This is a genomic window from Tychonema sp. LEGE 06208 (genome assembly GCF_015207505.1).
Lineage (GTDB): Bacteria > Cyanobacteriota > Cyanobacteriia > Cyanobacteriales > Microcoleaceae > Microcoleus.
The window spans coordinates 42860-60742 of the sequence record NZ_JADEWT010000027.1 but is presented as its reverse complement, the minus strand read 5'-3'; the positions used below and the strand labels follow the sequence as shown (position 1 = coordinate 60742).

Below are 17883 nucleotides of genomic sequence, written 5' to 3'. Positions count from 1 at the left end.
TTTTTTGTTGGGCAGTTAAAGTCGAAGTAAACCCTTTTGCCATCCATCGCACCTAATTACGCACTTGATTTAGCCCAATACTTCATCTTATCATGTTTTAGGTTGAAATTAAGATGCGTTTACCCTGCTATTACACCAGTCTTTGAACTCTGCTAACGCATAGTTATAAGCCACTCTGCACGTTTCCATCCACCCAGACAGTTTTTCCTGTTGGGTGGCATTTGGATATATGCGATAGTGGTAAGTCATGCTTAGCATAGAGTTATTATAACAGGATTTACTTGCAATAAGTATTCCAGTAAATGTATATTTAGTAGGTATTGAGTCTACTAAATATACGCGGCTTTCATCCCGTCGCTCATCTGGGTACAGATAGAGCGGGGGTCTTCCCGCCTGCTAAGATAAGTGGAATTTTTAGGCACGGGCGATCGCCCGACAGGTAGATTTTAAAATCCTGGAGGCAGGGTTTCGCCGCAAAGTTCGTGGATTTGGGCAATGCGATCGAACAGCCAAGGATAGTCAGTGCGGTATTGAGGAATCAAAGCTAAAGGACTCAGCAGGGCGGCAGCAGTAATATCTGCCACGCTCAAGGAATCGCCTACCAAATAAGCACCATCCTGCCAGCACAGGTGCAAAAAATCTAAAGCAGCACTCAGCCGCAATTGGGCGAGTTTTGCTGAGGCTGGGTTAATACCGAACTGGCGGCGCGCCAATTGAATTACTAATTGGCTTAAAACAGAGGGGTCAATTTGTTTGCCCGCACCGGCGCGAAACTCGTAGTAAACAAATCGAGTAGCGATGCCGATGCTTTCATCGAGCCAGTCTTCGATCGTCCAAGCCTCTAGTTGCAAACTCTCGTCTGCGGGTAACAGCGGCGGCGATGGAAAGCGAGACTCGATCGAGTGCAAAATTTGTGTAGAGTCGGCGATCGCCGAGGGTTGACCTTCGAGTTGAGGCAACAGTACCGGCACTGTCCTCAAACCCCCCGTCAGAGGCTTGAGTTTCAAAACGTGGAGGCCTGGAGTCAAATTTTCGACTTGAAAGGGAATGCCCTTGTAACCGAGCGCTAAGCGGACTTTGCGACAGTAAGGGGAGGTACTGAACTGTAGTAAAAGCATCACACAAAAATTAACACCCAACTTGAGGCCTAGACTGAGGAGATGAAAAAATGCGAGGAGCAAACCTTTTTCACCCGCAGGCTAGGCTGGTTGGGCCTAGACTCCGATATAGCTATAGTTAGGGAGACTTTTTAGGGGCAACTGTTGCACCAGCGCCTGGAGTAGCTTTTGGAGATTCCTTCGGTACTGGAGAAGTAACAGGAGGAGGAGTAGTAGTGGTGTCAGTACCGCCGGGAGTAGGAGTAGTGGTGGTTTCACCGCCACAGGCTCCGAGGGCTGCTGCCAAGCCCACTACCAAAGTCAAACGAATTAATCCCTTGTTCATAAACACTCCTTAAACATTCAAAACCCATCGCAAGGAAGGGAATAGTGTACTTGAGAAACAATGCTGGCACGAATAGATCGACGATTCGCTCGTTGATTACAATACTGCATTTGTTAATTAATTTCACATAGATTCTGGGGAACCGGCAAAGATTTATTTTTTTTTTGCAAATTCTCAAGTCAAAGTGACCGATCGCAGGCTGGGTTAGTTGGTTGATCAGGTATGTTTATTGACATCATCACGATCGCTAAAGGCACGGAGATTCGCAAGATCGCTCTCTGGGTTTCCTCTTTCGGCGACTCGGCGATGCCGGCGAGGAATTTCCTGAGTCAATGGAGAGTGTCGATGTCTCCAGAGGCTTTTAAGGTTCCCGCCTGCCCCACGGTACGAAATGCTATGGCAATCCTAAATTATTGACTCGTTACCAGTTCGAGGGCAAGCATGGCCCACAGGCGAGGAAGAGCCTACCTTGTACCAAGCGAGGCTCTTCAAGAGTGATATTGGCTCCCCAAAAGAGTCTGGGAAGCAGTTATTTAAATCGATCGACAGATTGTTATAGTTCCGAAATAGTCAACTACCCATCACCAAGCGGAGTACCGCTATAATGTGGGCTTGTATCTGAACTCCACCGCAATTCCGAGAATCTAGAAAGAATCTCAGCTTTGGTTTCACCGCTCGATACATCGCAAGGATGCTGACAAGCTCCCCGTACTCGTCCAGTCTTGCCGGACAAGCAACGCTCTCATTGCAATATTTCGCGCACCAATCAAATCAGCGTGTAACTCATGACTGCAACATTCGCAACGGAACAATAGTCCTTTTTTCGGCCTATTGCCATCCGAAGTATGTCCACATTTAGGACAACTTTTCGACGTGTAATGAGCCGGAACTTTCGTTGCTAACGAACCATTTAGATGGGCTTTGTAGTCGATATACCCGTGCAATTCGGAGTATGACCATTTAGCTTTGTTTCGATTAGCTACTCGCCTCTTTTTGCTTGCCTTGTTACCCGATTTTGTCCTAGTCCTGTCCCGGATTCCGGTGAGGTTCTCTAGTCCAATCAGGGTGTTAGGTTTGGCAATATTTTTACTGATTTGGTGGTTCACATCAGCGATAAACCGTCTCTCTCTCCCAGACAAAGCGATTAATCTTCGCTTCGCTGAACGAGTGTCTTTACGCTGAAGAGTCATCCGTGCTTTGTGGTAGCGGTTAGCTTTGTGTCTAACTTCCTTCCCTGAGTAGAATTTAGACTTATTTTGTAAGTCTGTTTCCACCGCTAAGTAGCGCATACCCACGTCAACACCAGAGACTCTCGTTATTTTCAGTGGGCTAATTTCAGGTGTTTCTACTTCAATACTTACCATCAGGTAATATATTTTGGAGGAACGCTGATAGACAATTTTAGCTGCTCCAATCCTTGCGCCATTGGCAATTAAGTCTAAATGCTTGTTGTAGCCATCATACAAAACTACTATTCGGCCCTGGAGAGTAATAATACTAACTCGCCTTTCGGTTTTAAAAGAGTAGTCGCGCTGATAATTTAGGGTACAAGTTCGAGATATATATTTGGGGGCTTTGTCTAACCCTTTATACCGTCTCTTAGTGTAGCATGAAGCAATAGCATCGTTAGATTGTTTTACCTTAGTCCACAGAGTTTTGTAGGTTCCAGAAACTTGTCTGGGTACGTTGCAAGCCATTTGGGCTCCCAGCCCAAATCTCACCCGCAATTCGTTGTAGACCGCTTTTTGCAGCTTAGCACCATTGCTGGTTTTGCCTGCGTCAAAAGCAACTTGTGAAGTGTAATTCAAGGCATCTCGGTAGGCTAAAGTAGTCTGAGACACCAAAGCTTTTTGCTCGGCTGTCAGTTTGAGTTTTAGCTTGGCGGTTATCACTTGGGACATTTTCTTCACAAACTCTGGTGTTATCGTATCTGGTGAAAACTAATATTGCAACAGGAATCAAAGATTTGCTCGGCAGTCAGGCCTCGCGCGCATTCCTCCCGGCACTCAACGGAGTACAGTTAGAGGGCCCGACTCCTGCTGTCTAGTTGAAGATCCACAGGCTTTTGCTGTTGCCTCCGGCAAGAGACAGCGGTAAACTGAAACTGAATAAGTTATAAATTAAAAGTTCCCCTAACAAGGGGGAGGTTTTAAACCAAATTTTTCGATAACAGATCGATTCGAGATTGTGCCAATTGGCACTCGCCCACGATCGACAACAAAAAAAACTCCTAGCCTTAATAAAGCTGAAACTGACCAACTTTACGTATTGGTGAACTCTATGACCGCTGCTATTAGATCCGTGGATTCTCGCCGCTCTCGATCGACCAACAAGCCCGCCCCAGAGAAACCCAACAGCAAAGTTACTTCTATTGCTAGAGCTAGACGGGCAAAGACAGGGCCGCAATTGCCCAACTACGAGGTCGCCGAGGCACAGCCACGGCCTCGCGCCGAAGCATCGGTGCTGAAAGTGATGCCCGACCGTCAGCGGCAGCCGATGTGGCTCCGGTCTCTTTTGCGGGTGGAGCGCGCCTCGTCAGCGGTTGCGCTTCTGCTTTTAGGGGGTGCTCTGAGTCTCTACGGTTTGACTGTCTACAGCGAGCAGCGGTGGAGTCAGGAGTATCAAAAGCTGGAAACTTTGCGACTCCGCGAACAGCAGTTGACTGCTGCTAGCGAAGTGTTGAAACACCAACTTGCTAAGGAAGCCCAAAACCCAGAAACTGGTTTGATGCCGCAGAAGCCTGCGGATACGATTTTCTTGCAACCGGTTCCCGATCGCCGATCGCCCGGTGTGGTGGCACCAAATTCTGAAGAACCGGCTATCAAGGATCGATCGGGCGAGGAAACGCCACTGGGCTATTGAGGTCGATCTTGGCATTGCAGATGTGTCGGTTAAAGGAAGCACCCCTGAAACAGCACAATAGCAACGTTTCCAGAAAACAGGTTTCTAGTTCGAGCTCTCCTATGAGCGTCTTCCCCCGATCGAGTACAATACGCGAGCGGGGAAGCTCGCACTATAATAAAAAATGCTTTTTACTCAAACTTGTTCCCTCGTGAAGTGGAAGAATCTAAAATCTAAAATCTAAAATCTAAAATCTCAACTCCTCACCTTTTTGAGAAAGGCTATATGAGCTACGATCCCCGTTTTGACCGCTACAGATCGCCGAACTTTAAACGTCCAAAAGCGTCGAGGGATGGCACTTGGTGGGGCCAACCAGCCAAACCTAGAGTTTCTGCTACTGCTAGCAGGCAGCCTCGGCCACCCCTAGAGCGTTTAAAACGCAGCAAGTTTCGCTTGTGGGCTGTGTGGGCGGTGTTGATGCTGGGGGGGCTGGGGTTGGCTGTGAATTTGTTTTATTTGCAGGTGACGCGGGCTCCGGCGCTGCGGAAACAGGCCGAGCAGCAGCAAACTCTCAAGTCTAAGCCGTTTGTGCCGAGACGCCCGATTGTTGACGGCGCGGGCAATGTTTTGGCGATCGACAGACAGGTGTACACGCTCTACGCTCACCCGAAGCTGTTCAACCATACAAAGGCTGAAGTTGCCGCTACCTTGGCTCCGATGCTGCCGATCGAACGAAATCCGGGCAATACGCCGGAAACTGAACTGCTGCGCCGGTTTAATCTGGGCGAAACGGGTATTACAATTGCCGATTCTCTGGCTCAAGAGGTGGCCGATCGCGTGGGGCGGATGCAAATTAAACATACTCCCGTGGATGGGCTGGAGTTGGTGCGACAGCAGCAGCGTTTTTACCCGCAGCAGGAGTTGGCGGCGGATGTTTTGGGTTATGTGGATGGGGAACGGAAGGGACAAGCTGGGGTAGAGTACAGTCAGCAGAATTTGCTGGAACGATCGATGCCGTCGATTCAATTTAGCAAGTCGATCGACGGACATTGGGTGCCCGATCGGCTGACGGCTGGTTTTGTGCAGCTAGATGATTTGAAGTTGCAACTGACGATCGACAGTCGCTTGCAGCGGGCGGCGCGGATTGCTCTCAAGGACAAAATGAAGGAATACGGGGCGAAGCGGGGGGCGGTGATTGTGATGGATGCCCGCAACGGGGAATTGTTGTCAATGGTAGCGGAACCTACCTATGACCCAAATCAATATTTTAATTTCGATTTGTCGCGCTATAAAAATTGGGCTGTAACTGATGTTTACGAGCCTGGTTCGACTTTTAAAGCGATTAATGTGGCGATCGCCCTAGAAGCTGGTGCGGTCAAACCTAACACTGTATTTAACGACGAAGGTCGGATTTATATTGATGGCTGGACTATCCAAAATTCCGATTACCAACAAGCAGGCGCTCGCGGGCGTTCTACGGTGACAGATATTTTGAAACATTCGAGTAATGTGGGGATGGTGCACGTAATGAGAAGCATGAAACCTTCTCTTTACTATCAAGCTTTAGAAAAACTTGGACTGGGACAAACTGCAGGAAGTGATTTGCCTTTTGAAGTAACGAGTCAGCTTAAAAATCGAGAGCAATTTATTAATTCTCCGGTGGAAGTTGCTACTACTGCTTTTGGTCAGGGTTTTTCGATTACTCCGATACAGTTGGTGCAGCTTAACGGAGCTTTGGCCAACGGTGGTAAGTTGGTAACTCCTCATGTTGTGCGGGGACTTTTCGATCGCGACGGTCAAGCTTTTTGGAAGCTTCCGAGGGCTGTTCCGAAGCAAGTGTTTTCGCCGGAAACGACTAAGCAGGTTTTGGAAATGATGGAAACTGTGGTGGATGGCGGTACGGGGAAAGCTGCACAAATTCCCGGCTATCGGATTGCTGGGAAAACGGGCACGGCTCAAAAAGCTAATGCTGGGGGGGGTTATTCTCACAAGGCGATTATTACTAGCTTTGTGGGGATCATGCCTGTGGAAGCTCCTAAGTATGTGGTGCTGGCGGTGATTGATGAGCCCAAGGGCGGTTCGGGGGGTGTGGTGGCGGCGCCGATTGTGGAGTCGGTGATGGAGGCGCTGATTAATATTGAGAAGATTGCGCCGACTAAGTAGGGAAACGGCAGTGCCGTGTCCTGATTTCGGGTAACGGGTAATAATTGATTGCGCGATCGAATGTAACCATCACCCAATTTGTAGGGAAACGGCACGGCGCCGTGTCCTGATTTCGGGTAACGGGTAAAATCGTACCCGATGGAATGTAACTATCACCCAATTTGTAGGGACACGGCACTGCCGTCTCCTGATTTTGGGTAATGGGTAAAATCGATCGCCCGATCGAATATAACCATCGCCCGGTGGGGCGATGGAGGACACGGCAATGCCGTTTCCCTACCACAAAATGATCGATCGCCCGATGGAATGTAACTATCACCCAATTTGTAGGGACACGGCACTGCCGTCTCCTGATTTTGGGTAATGGGTAAAATCGATCGGGCGATCGAATATAACGATCGCCCGATGGGGCGATGGAGGACACGGCAATGCCGTTTCCCTACCCCAAAATGATCGATCGCCCGATGGAATGTAACTATCACCCAATTTGTAGGGACACGGCACTGCCGTCTCCTGATTTTGGGTAATGGGTAAAATCGATCTGGCGATCAAATATAACGATCGCCCGATGGGGCGATGGAGGACACGGCAATGCCGTTTCCCTACCACAAAATGATCGATCGCCCGATGGAATGTAACTATCACCCAATTTGTAGGGACACGGCACTGCCGTCTCCTGATTTTGGGTAATGGGTGAAATTAACCCGATCGCCCGATCGAATTGCCCGATCGAATATAACGATCGCCCGGTGGGGCGATGGAGGACACGGCAATGCCGTTTCCCTACCCCAAAATGATCGATCGCCCGATGGAATGTAACTATCACCCAATTTGTAGGGACACGGCACTGCCGTCTCCTGATTTTGGGTAATGGGTGAAATTAACCCGATCGCCCGATCGAATTGCCCGATCGCCCCATCGAATATAACGATCGCCCGGTGGGGCGATGGAGGACACGGCAATGCCGTTTCCCTACCCCACAATTATTGATCGCCCGATGGAATGTAACTATCACCCAATTTGTAGGGACACGGCACTGCCGTCTCCTGATTTTGGGTAATGGGTAAAATCGATCGCCCCATCGAATATAACGATCGCCCGGTGGGGCGATGGAGGACACGGCAATGCCGTTTCCCTACCCCAAAATGATCGATCGCCCGATGGAATGTAACTATCGCCCCATTTGTAGGGACACGGCACTGCCGTCTCCTGATTTTGGGTAATGGGTAAAATCGATCGCCCCATCGAATATAACGATCGCCCGGTGGGGCGATGGAGGACACGGCAATGCCGTTTCCCTACCCCAAAATGATCGATCGCCCGATGGAATGTAACTATCGCCCCATTTGTAGGGACACGGCACTGCCGTCTCCTGATTTTGGGTAATGGGTAAAATCGATCGCCCCATCGAATATAACGATCGCCCGGTGGGGCGATGGAGGACACGGCAATGCCGTTTCCCTACCCCAAAATGATCGATCGCCCGATGGAATGTAACTATCGCCCCATTTGTAGGGACACGGCACTGCCGTCTCCTGATTTTGGGTAATGGGTGAAATTAACCGGATTGGATGATCGAATTGCCCGATCGCCCGATCGAATATAACGATCGCCCGATGGGGCGATGGAGGACACGGCAATGCCGTTTCCCTACCTCACAATCATAGATCGCCCGATGGAATGTAACTATCACCCAATTTGTACGGACACGGCACTGCCGTCTCCTGATTTTGGGTAATGGGTAAAATCGATCGGGCGATCGAATATAACGATCGCCCGGTGGGGCGATGGAGGACACGGCAATGCCGTTTCCCTACCACAAAATGATCGATCGCCCCATTTGTAGGGACACGGTACTGCCGTCTCCTGACTGTGGGTAATATCGTTTTCCCTGACGCACCCTAGAGCTCAGTAGCAATATCTTTTGTCTTGAGCTGTGCGTTGTCTTTGGGAGATGCGTTGATGTCCTAAAAGTGTAGAGACGATGACGCAGCGTTCGCTATTTTTTAAATCGGGATGGAATAGTGTTAGTCTCCCTTTTGCTTCTAGGCTTGTTTGGCCGCATTCGTCGCTACCCTTATAAACGGCGCAACCTCGGAAGTTGAACGTGACCCGCCGGATTGTTCCCTTGTCTGTGGGTTTGTTGTTTTCATCTACTTTGAGCAGTGTTGTCTCATATCCTCCTTTGTCGTTTATAGCTGTATGTATTTGAATTTGATGTTCTAGGTTTTTCCATTGGTGGGCTGGTAGTTGGGCTGGGGTAATATCGGCTGGGTGGATTGCTACTTGTACGTTTTTTCCTACTACTTCTTTGAAGCTGGTTTGCCATGCTATTTTGTCGCGTTTGGCGTTGCTTTGGGCTAATTCCATTGCCCAATAAGCCCGATCGACTGATACATTCAAACGGTGGTTGTTGATGAACATTAGCCAAGAGGGGGTGACGATCGCACAAAATATCCCCACTATTGCTATAATTATCAACATTTCAATCATTGTAAAACCTGCGGCAGATGCAGCGGTTCTGCCTTTGAGCGTTTTATGTATTGACACGTCAATGCACTCCTTGATATTTAGCTCAAAAAAATAGCTAGGAGGCGCTATTTTTTATTTATTTTAGTTCTTGAGTTTGGTTAATGTATAGGGCGCTTAAATAAAATTTACATAATTGGCATCGACCCGATCGCCCGCAGGGGGTTTAAACCCCCGTCTCATAGCAGAAGTCGGTTGAAACCGACTGAAGAAGGTGGTAGCCTGGTATCGCCCCTATCGCCTCTAAAGTCCTCTTAGAGAGGACTTACGCTATCAGCCGGGGGTTTTGAACCCCCCGCCGATCTAGGGCAGGCGCTAAAATAGCGATCGCCCCTTACCAAGGCCTCTATGGAAATGACGTCAATACTTCGAGCGCACTTGGTTGACTACTTTTTAATCAAGTTGTTGCTATCAAAGAATTTTGATAATTCTTCGGCAGCAATTTTATTTGCTACTTCATTGGGATGTTGATCGGTTTTGTGTACCCAAAGCTTGGAATCATTTTGACCAACGAATCCATTAAATAAATCCAAAAACGGAATTTTTAAAGAAGCACAATAGTCTTCTATTGTTTTGTGAATATGCGTAAATGGATAACTATTATCTAGTTTAAAGAGTACCGGGTATATTGTAACTACAAGCTGAAAATTCTGTTTTTCGGATAGCGTTTTTCCTGTCCTGAGCGCAGTTTTCATTGTTTGCCAACCGGGGCTATTTTCTAAATAACCATCTTGGTAATGACGAATCATCTGCTGATATAGAATAGGTTTTTCAATGCTACCGATCAAAGCGTTGATAAAAAACGAATTATTTCTAACTTGAGCTAGTACCTTTGGTCTAGACATAAAGTTAACTGTTCCTGTTCTGTCTGCATCATTCAAAAATACTACGATTACTACTACGTCTGGTTGGAATTTTATTACATATTCCTCAAGCAACTTGATTTGTTCTTTCGTGGATGTTCCTGAAATTCCAAAATTTAGAACCTGTGTTTTAGGATGTTTGGATTGTATTGCGCGTTCAAAACTTACTGGCAAGGTATCGTTATCTTTTACACCAATCCCAAGGGTAAAAGAATCACCGAGGAATGCTATCCTGGTGATACCATTAGGTTTATCAAATTCTAGATCTTTGCCGCGAAATCCTTTGGCATTTATGGTTCCTGATACTTCATTCTTTTCGTTAAAATATCTTCGAGGATTGTCTGGGTAAGTATATAATAACTTTCGGTTGGGTTTATAGGCATATATTTCTCCTTGAGCAAGTTCCTCCTTCCATATAACTACCCTAGAATCGCCTATATTTAACAATCTACAAACTCCTTCTGCTAATAGAAAAGATAGTAGTATGCTAATAACTAATGTGTAGAACTCGTCATTTTTAAGGCGTTTCTTTGTGACAACAATAATTACCAATAAAAAAATTATAAATGCTACTAAAGGGAGATCGATCATATGATTAGCGATTCTCATGTATTAGACATATCCTCATGAACGATGAAATTTATTAAAAACTAGGGCGTCGTGCACTCAGCCCCTTCAGCAGTTCTCATCCCTCCTATGAGAGTTTCGACTATTGCACATTGCTTACCACCGCCGTTAACAGCAGAAACTGTCACTACTAATCGTTTATTAGTTGTATCTACTGGATCCGGGGGAAGTTCATTCACATTTCCCTGGTAGTTAAAAACAATCGAGTTGGCAGGGGTTAGGCTAACTGCATTGTGCGTGAGTTTAACTTGTCCGGCTTTAATTTCGCCTCCAGCGTCGAAAGTCACTGTTTGTAGAGGAGTGGTTGGGGCTGGAACTGTGTTAATTGTCGCTGTTGGCGGGTCAGTAGGAAGGAATGTAATTACTCGATCACTCTTAGTTCGCTTAGCATCGCTTTGTGCGCTTCGCAGGGTTTGGAAGACTCGATCGTTGACTGTGCGGACTCTTTGTCTGTTGATGAATCCCAGCCAGCTTGGGGCGGCGATCGAAGCAAATATACCTAAAATCAGGACTATGATCAGCACTTCTATAAGGGTGAATCCTGCATCGTTCTTTTTGGATGCAGTTTTGTGGAAATTTGGGCGGGCTTTGGCGGTTAAGTTATGCAAATATTTTAATAATATTGGTGGGGTTTTCATAGTTTTCTCCTGTTTGGGCGATCGGCTGAGGGCGATTCGGAAATGTGTTTCAGCCATCAGTTACTTTCCTCGCGCACCTAGACCTTGTACTTGCACGCTTACTGTTGGGAAATAGGCCGCTTTCTTAGCATCATAACCAGCATCGGTTTGAAGGCGGCGGAGGCTATTTCCTCTGATAGTTACTCTGGCTAAGTTTCTCGCATTATCAACACAAGCGTAAAAGCTATTGGTGATAGTTGTTGAGGCTGAGTCGGTTACTTTTAGAGTGTCTTCTGGAACATCTGTCGGTGCGGCTAACCCTATTTGAATTTTGGGAGTGCCGAGAGCATTTTTACACTCCGCAACATCAAGTTGCTTGGGGCTGTGGTCGATGTAATTAACTAATACTTCAGGATTGATAAATTGTGTACTTCCCATCGTCACTTTTTCTGTTGGCTTGCTAATGTCAAATTCTTTATTAAAAGCTTTATTTGGTGCTGCGGCTTCTGTTGGATCAACAGTGTAATAAGGATTGGCGGGATCGGAGGAACTTGGGTTTGGGTTTTTAACTCCATCCCTAATTTCATAGCGAGCAATACGGGTAGGACAGGTGCCTCCTGAAGGCTGGCACCAGGTATTTTGCTGGTCTTTCAACTGGTAGTAAGCGACTAATGATAGTACGTAAGTATCATTGCACTCACCTGCTTTACCCGCTAGTTCGCCTGGTTTACAATCACTTGGTTTAGGAGTCAACGTGGCATTAACAGGAACCGCATTTTTAATCAGTTGCCGTTTCCAGAATACTAAAATTGGAGCTTTAGTTGCGTCTGGGGGGGGGATAAAATTTCCCGCTAAAAGTGCAGGGATACCTGTAGCGGTAGTGGTGGCAGTGCTGACAGTAGCGGGATTATTATCGTAAATATAAATAGCTTGGCTCAAATCTTGGGCGATGAAATCAACGGCGGCCTGAATGTCTTGCTCAGTATTTGACTTTACTTGTTCCCTCCTGTCGGTATTCAACATATCGACTACAAAGGCGAGCATGGGGGTGATGATTAAAAATGCCATAATCGCTCCCACCAATAGCTCAACCAGAGTCATACCCTTGTCTGTTTGAGCTTGCCCGGAACGGTTTCGCGGGTGCTGATTTTTGAGAAGCAACCTGAGTAAAATTTTCATTTTGACTGTTTCCTTTGTCAAATGGGGGAGCGATTTTAATTTGATCGAAGTTCCTGCGAGTGTTATTAACAGCCCCCGGTTCGAGTACAAATGGATCGATAGGATGAAGCCCCGCCTTCTGGGGCAGGAGGAATTTCTGTACTCATTACTACTAAGGGTGCCTTGGGATTTCCAAGTCCCGCTCCAACTATAGATTGACCTGTAGGTGTCAAAGTGCCAGTAGCATCGGCTCTGTAAACCCGCACAATCAAACCGTAGCCCACTTTTTTCGCATCTAGATTAGTAGCACTTACAACAGATGATTGCCGCACACCCTGAACACGAAAATCTTTGTTGCCAGTACAACCAGGATTTTCATCCAAGTCAACGCAGTACAAATTGGCAACAGATCCAGGAGCAGCAGGAATAGCAGGAGGAACAGCAGGATCTGCTGCGGGAAACTCCCCATCTGTCGGTTTAATCGCTCCCGTCCTCAGAGCGTCGATGTAAGCCCTCGCCGCCTGTGTGGCCAGTTCCACGCGCCGCGCTTGTACGCGAGTCGCTACTGAGAAGGCCATCACGGGGGCGATCGCGATCATCAGCACCGATACTACAATCATCGCTACCAATGACTCGATAATCGTGTAGCCACCGTCTCGGGACTGGGATAAATTTTGCTGTTGTTTGGGCTTAGTCATAAGTAGGACTCCAGTAATTGCGCGACGGAAATTCAGGCGGGAAAAGGACAATCAGTTGGTCTGAAAGGAGGATCTACAGCCTTGGTACTAGGGGGGGATGCAACTTCAGCACACATCAAAGTTTTTACCCACTCGTCATCGCGACCTACTTCCCGGAAATACTCATTTGGCTGAGTCTGTTTGGGAGGAGTGGTAAATCTTTGGCTAAACAAGTCAGGTGGCTGAGATAGCAAGCCTACATCGAAACCCCAATCCCGTTGTGGTGGGAATAAATAGGGAACGCGACCTCCTACATTATCAGTTCTATATGTTTTGTCGGGAGCGGTGTAAGCAATTGGTGGAGTCGTTGGTCGCTCAAACAAACTTTTTAGTGGTGTCGTCGGCAGAATTGGCTGATAAGGAGCCGTGCTGTAGGCGCTACGATTTAGTTGGACAAAAGAACCCTTGATGTCGGTTGAACTATCCTTATCATCGATTTGCCAGCTTTCCAAAAAGCGGGGCAAATTTTGTAGACCACCGTTGGACTCACCGGTGGTATTAGCAGCATCCAGAGCTCGGGAAGGACTGTCCCCCGATCCTACGATCAGATGGAAACTTGTCGATTCAGCTCTCGGTAGCCACCCAGTTTTTTTGACTACCGTACCACCATCGGGTAGATCTGGCTTGCCTATCGCCGGTCCCACCGTTTGGAGCTGTAAGACTGGCATCAGCAGCGGCTGGTAGGTGGCAGTTGCTAATAAAGCTGGCAAATCTTTACCATTCCACTCCTTCAAATTTCTGTTGACCACAAACGGTAATCGATCCTTATCGTAATTTACAGAAGTATCAGTTGCTGTTGCTGTTGTGGCGAACCACAGAGAATTAGCTTTTGATGTCGCAGGAGTAGTAGAACTGACTGTTGTGCCATCAATGCCGTAAGGTCGTGGAGTTTCCCCTCCATCCAAATTGCCAGCAGTTCTTGGGAATGCAACGCGACGGGGGAATCGCTGTAATTCTGGAATCGGAGGATCGGCTGTTGTGCCAGCTTTATAGGTACTTGAACGGGTAGTTGGATTGTATGTGGGTGTCGAGCCAATTACATCAGAAACTTTTCGCCCTGTCTGTGTGGCGGAGACCGGCGTAAACGGATCGACGAACCAGTCGGCCTCGGTACATTCAGAAACCGGCAGTTTTATGCAAGTTTCCATCAAATACTCTGGGAAATTTCCGCGCCGTTGAACAGGGGTGACAAAGTTGTTGAAGTAAGAACTATTCAACTGGGGAGTTGCATAGGCAGAATCTATGAGTGCTGTACCCGTACCAGAGAACAATTTGCCGTCACTTAAGAATGCTCCGCTAGTGAGACCGTTAGTAACAAAATTGTTGTGATAAAAACCTTGTTCTCTCCTAGGTTTTACAGCAGCAGCGCCCGCATTATTTCTGAGATCAAAATCCCCTTCGTTGCGGAAGCCAAAGCGGTAGTCTTTTGAGAGCAGGGTTATAGCATCTGCTAGTACCGTGGCGGGACGCCAATTATCACCAGTGGTACAATCCTTAAGTCTGGGGTCGCCTGCACGACAAGCAAAATTAGGATTGAGAGCGCCACGCTCATTATTTTTTGAGTAAAACTTACTCCAATCTAGTGGTATCGTGTCGTTTTTGAACTCTTGTTGGTTGTGTTTGTTAAATTCTCCTTTGATATAAACTGGCAAATTTGATACCAAAGTCAGACCTTTTTCCCTAACCACGTCTGCCACAGTAGTTGGCCTTACCGGGCCTGCTATGTCGCGGAATAGCGATTGACCGTTGATGAGTAAAATTCCGTTGGGCTTGCGGGTGGGGTCGAGCAGAGAATCTGTGGGACTGACTAATTTATCGCTATTTTCATCAGCACTTCGAGCACTTCGATCGGGCAGCGCGTCATCCCGACTGGCATAAATAATCCCGCTGTTTGGCAGTAAATACTCTTTTGCCGGCGCTGGCCCGTTAGTTCCAGTAAATTCTTTCTGCCGCAGAGCCTGTATATTCAACTGGGTTGCTCGAACTTCTAGGGGCTGCCGTTCTTCGAGCGGCAGGTTGTAATTCCCTCTCAATATTGCAGCGGGGGCAGTGGGTGGAGTAGTAACAGGCAAGGGACTGCTGAGCGTAAACTCTTCATTTACCGTTGTGGTGGTATTGTCCGCGTCTATTGCCTTGATTTCTCTACCATTCAAAAATGCTACTTCTTGAATAGCCCCAGCAGGAATTGCAGTGCTAGCACCAGGCGTCTTCAAAATATTCAAAGCGCAAGCCGTAGAGTCGATCGCTGCTAAGTGCGCCAAATTGCGATCGGCTTCAGCTTTTAGCAGCGCCTCTCTCAAAGGCTTGTTGGCAAACCTACCGTCAGGGAAGACGTAGTTGGCTTGCGCGGTATAAATTGGGTCGCCACCGGTCAACAAGCCGTTAGTGACTGGGAGAGGTCCTGCAAGCGTTGGTCGTCCTGGGAAGTTGTAAACTATGCCGTTGTGAGAGCCGATTTTTGTACTTGTAGGGCGGGTTGCTGCAGGAAGTGCTAGATCTCCACTGACATCAGCCACTGCAGTTATATTTCTCGCTGTCAGTGCCGTACTGGGGTCGTAGTAACTGCTGACGCAGGCAAATGGGGTTTGTTTAGGAGTGTCACCTTGCTTGTAGCCGCTGTTTGCATAGTGATAAACTGCCGATGCTCGCATCCGCAAATCGCCTTTGGCAAACTGGGGCGTGCTGGGGTCAATGGCTGACGGAGTTGCTGCCGGTGTTAGCCCATTACCGTTTTCGTCTGCGACTACTTCGGGTGGAACACTAGGCATTGTCGCTGTTCGCCAGTTAATCCATTTGCCTGCAACATTGTCATATACTTTCGATCCCGGTCCCAGCGGTGACATCGGCATGGAGTCCGGCCAGACGACGGGGTATTGCTCTACAGCCCCCGCCCCCGTAGTTTCTGGGTCGTCGTAAGTATTGCTGGAAGTCAACGGATCGCCGATCTTTGCGGGTCCGCTTACCCGAGTACCATCACTCTTTATCCAGCTAGGCGGTGGCAGAAAAGAAGTTGTGCGATCGTACACTCCTGCACTGGTAATTATCCGCAGACCACCTATACCGTCAAGGGGAGTTTTAGGTATTTGGGCTGATGCTTTTTCCCAAAAACCGTTGCGGTCTGTGGCCCCGACGTCAGAGAACTTAGTCACCTGGGACGATCGTGTGCGGGCAATAGTATTGGTATCAGTCCACTTTCCTAATGGTTGCGACGCGCTGACAAATTGGTTTTTGGTGTTGTCCCAAAGTAGGGAAGGCAAGTTGTTACCCGCCACTACTCGATCGCCGATGTATGTTTCTTCTTCAGGTGGAGGCTCAGGGTTTTTTGCTTCTAGTTGAGTGTCTTTGAGACTTAACTTGGTTGTGGCATCTTCTGGCTTGGCCCATTTAGTTAGGGGTCGTAGACCCTCCCCTGAATTAACCTCCAAAGTCGTAGTCTCGCCTTTAGTTCCCTTCTCATCAATTTTTATTTCAGCAAAGGGAACTTTCCTAGTTCTCAGCTTAAAATACTCTTCCAGCGCTTGTTTCCGTGTTTGTCCGGGAGAGCCTGCGATTGTTAGTTGGGCGTTTTGGACTGAAATTGGATCGGTAAGGGGACTGGTTTCACTCCCGACTGGTCCGATCCGTTCACTTACTAATGCCGCGATGCGATCGGCGAAAGCTTGGTTGTTATAGATTACGTCTAAAGGGTTATTGCTTGTAGATCGATTCTGGTCACTAATGGTTAGGTTTATTTTTGGATAATCTGAACTATCACCTTTTTTGAACAGGTGTACTTGGACAGGAACTTTTAAGTCATTACTTCCCGACCACCCGTTAACTACATTGCCGCCAACAATTATTTTGCTGTTTTCTTCTTCGTAGAAACAGGAATCTTTGCTGCTAACTTGATATAACTCTAATTTTTCTCCTGATGACCTAGTAACCGTCACGACCAGATTACTATTTGTCATCATCCGCCCGTTGAGATTTAACGAGGGGCCGGGAGATATTTCCAAATCATCTTCATACACCACCGCATTATTGCTAAGGGGAATGCGGCTTTGGTCTTGCTGGTATTCTAGAGCGGAAACGCTGGGAGTGCCTTTGAATTGTCCCGCTATCGGCACATTGACCGTGTAAACAAAAAAGCTTTTTTTGAGCCTGCCATCTATTTTGTACCAACCAGAGTCTCCGACCAAACTAGCGCTAGTACCAGCCGCCGCCTCGCACCCTTTTTTGAGCGAGCCGATCGACATTGGAGGTGTTCTTGCTTCTAACGGCTTTCTCGCTCTTGTGAAATTGTTGTCACGGTCACGTGTTGGAGAGCGAAAGAATATCCCGTAGATTGTATAAGTATCCTCTATGCCGTCTTTATCGGTATCGACGCGATATCTCCAAGCAGTATTGATCTGTTCGTCTGTGAGGGCATTTAGGTTCGCAGGGTCAAAGGGAGCGGGTGTACCATTCCCGTCGAGATCGTACTTAACTGTCAGTCGCTCTTCACCCCCGAATGTATAAAGATCCTGCCCAGAAGCCGACGACATAATCCGGTACATTTCATCATCGGATGGGGTTGCCGTCGGCCTTTGCGGGTCTTCCAGCAGCATATATTCAATTTTGGCTTTTGCCCGATCGATCGCGGGAGTCGCGGCCGCCAGCACCTGCTGGTTCACGCGCACGTTACGGGCCGTATTTGCCCGATCGAACGATCGCAGAGTAATCGCCACCGTCAACAAGATCACTACCAGCAACACCATCGTCACCGTCGGCAACACAAAACCAGCCACCGGCAGTTTTGCCCGGCGGCTCATAGCCATGAGGGCTTGCAGCATTGCTCTCATCAGCCGTTTCGCCCCGGATCTGGTAACACCAGCAATCCGCCGCAACAGCACTACGATAACTTTGGATAATTTGCTTTTAAACATT

Annotated in this window: 18 protein-coding genes; 2 read left to right on the top strand and 16 right to left on the bottom strand. The window is 47.8% G+C overall.

Annotation, left to right across the window (positions count from 1 at the left end; genetic code table 11):
- Positions 1–108: 108 nt before the first annotated feature.
- The 4 genes from IQ263_RS09955 to IQ263_RS09940 form a co-directional block, all read right to left on the bottom strand.
- Positions 109–249, bottom strand: a complete 141-nt coding sequence (locus IQ263_RS09955) for a helix-turn-helix domain-containing protein (RefSeq protein ID WP_228049932.1) — start codon at positions 247–249, stop codon at positions 109–111.
- A gap of 197 nt (positions 250–446) precedes the next feature.
- Positions 447–1118, bottom strand: a complete 672-nt coding sequence (locus IQ263_RS09950; RefSeq protein ID WP_194067278.1) for a glutathione S-transferase family protein — start codon at positions 1116–1118, stop codon at positions 447–449.
- 118 nt (positions 1119–1236) lie between these two features.
- Positions 1237–1443, bottom strand: coding sequence for a serine protease (locus IQ263_RS09945; protein WP_194067277.1), 207 nt, complete (start codon positions 1441–1443; stop codon positions 1237–1239).
- Positions 1444–2111: 668 nt separating this feature from the next.
- Positions 2112–3344, bottom strand: coding sequence for an RNA-guided endonuclease InsQ/TnpB family protein (locus IQ263_RS09940; RefSeq protein ID WP_228049931.1), 1233 nt, complete (start codon positions 3342–3344; stop codon positions 2112–2114).
- 379 nt (positions 3345–3723) lie between these two features.
- On the opposite strand from IQ263_RS09940, the gene IQ263_RS09935 reads away from it, so the two are divergent.
- Together IQ263_RS09935 and IQ263_RS09930 are read left to right on the top strand one after the other, a co-directional pair.
- Positions 3724–4305: a hypothetical protein gene (locus tag IQ263_RS09935; RefSeq protein WP_194067276.1), complete on the top strand. Its 582-nt coding sequence runs from the start codon at positions 3724–3726 to the stop codon at positions 4303–4305.
- Between the two features lie 264 nt (positions 4306–4569).
- Positions 4570–6447, top strand: coding sequence for a peptidoglycan D,D-transpeptidase FtsI family protein (locus IQ263_RS09930; RefSeq protein WP_194067275.1), 1878 nt, complete (start codon positions 4570–4572; stop codon positions 6445–6447).
- Between the two features lie 152 nt (positions 6448–6599).
- Here the strand turns inward: IQ263_RS09930 and IQ263_RS09925 are convergent, their stop codons facing one another.
- The 12 genes from IQ263_RS09925 to hpsA form a co-directional block, all read right to left on the bottom strand.
- On the bottom strand, positions 6600–6788 hold the full coding sequence (locus tag IQ263_RS09925; protein ID WP_194067274.1) for a hypothetical protein: 189 nt from the start codon (positions 6786–6788) through the stop codon (positions 6600–6602).
- On the bottom strand, positions 6763–7092 hold the full coding sequence (locus tag IQ263_RS09920; protein ID WP_194067273.1) for a hypothetical protein: 330 nt from the start codon (positions 7090–7092) through the stop codon (positions 6763–6765). The genes IQ263_RS09925 and IQ263_RS09920 overlap by 26 nt, the downstream gene beginning before the upstream one ends.
- The gene (locus tag IQ263_RS09915) at positions 7089–7409 is read right to left on the bottom strand and encodes a hypothetical protein (protein ID WP_194067272.1); all 321 of its coding nucleotides are present in this window, start codon (positions 7407–7409) and stop codon (positions 7089–7091) included. The genes IQ263_RS09920 and IQ263_RS09915 overlap by 4 nt, the downstream gene beginning before the upstream one ends.
- Before the next feature lie 49 nt (positions 7410–7458).
- Entirely contained in the window at positions 7459–7647 is a 189-nt protein-coding gene (locus IQ263_RS09910) for a hypothetical protein (RefSeq protein ID WP_194067271.1), read from the bottom strand.
- Positions 7619–7810 carry a hypothetical protein gene (locus IQ263_RS09905; RefSeq protein WP_194067270.1) on the bottom strand — a complete coding sequence of 64 codons (192 nt, stop codon included), beginning with the start codon at positions 7808–7810 and terminating at the stop codon, positions 7619–7621. The genes IQ263_RS09910 and IQ263_RS09905 overlap by 29 nt, the downstream gene beginning before the upstream one ends.
- A complete protein-coding gene (locus tag IQ263_RS09900) occupies positions 7782–8087 on the bottom strand; it encodes a hypothetical protein (protein ID WP_194067269.1) in 306 nt (101 codons plus the stop codon). Before IQ263_RS09900 ends, IQ263_RS09905 begins: the two co-directional genes overlap by 29 nt.
- Positions 8088–8355: 268 nt before the next feature.
- Complete coding sequence (locus IQ263_RS09895; protein ID WP_194067268.1) at positions 8356–8997, bottom strand: prepilin-type N-terminal cleavage/methylation domain-containing protein; 642 nt, start codon at positions 8995–8997, stop codon at positions 8356–8358.
- A 365-nt stretch (positions 8998–9362) separates the two neighbouring features.
- Complete coding sequence (locus tag IQ263_RS09890; RefSeq protein WP_194067267.1) at positions 9363–10430, bottom strand: SGNH/GDSL hydrolase family protein; 1068 nt, start codon at positions 10428–10430, stop codon at positions 9363–9365.
- A 59-nt stretch (positions 10431–10489) separates the two neighbouring features.
- Entirely contained in the window at positions 10490–11161 is a 672-nt protein-coding gene (locus IQ263_RS09885) for a pilus assembly FimT family protein (protein WP_228049930.1), read from the bottom strand.
- A gap of 3 nt (positions 11162–11164) precedes the next feature.
- Entirely contained in the window at positions 11165–12262 is a 1098-nt protein-coding gene (gene hpsC / locus IQ263_RS09880; RefSeq protein WP_194067266.1) for a hormogonium polysaccharide secretion pseudopilin HpsC, read from the bottom strand.
- Positions 12263–12327: 65 nt separating this feature from the next.
- A complete protein-coding gene (gene hpsB / locus IQ263_RS09875; protein WP_194067265.1) occupies positions 12328–12939 on the bottom strand; it encodes a hormogonium polysaccharide secretion pseudopilin HpsB in 612 nt (203 codons plus the stop codon).
- Between the two features lie 32 nt (positions 12940–12971).
- Positions 12972–17882, bottom strand: a complete 4911-nt coding sequence (hpsA, locus tag IQ263_RS09870; RefSeq protein WP_194067264.1) for a hormogonium polysaccharide biosynthesis protein HpsA — start codon at positions 17880–17882, stop codon at positions 12972–12974.
- Position 17883: the final 1 nt, after the last annotated feature.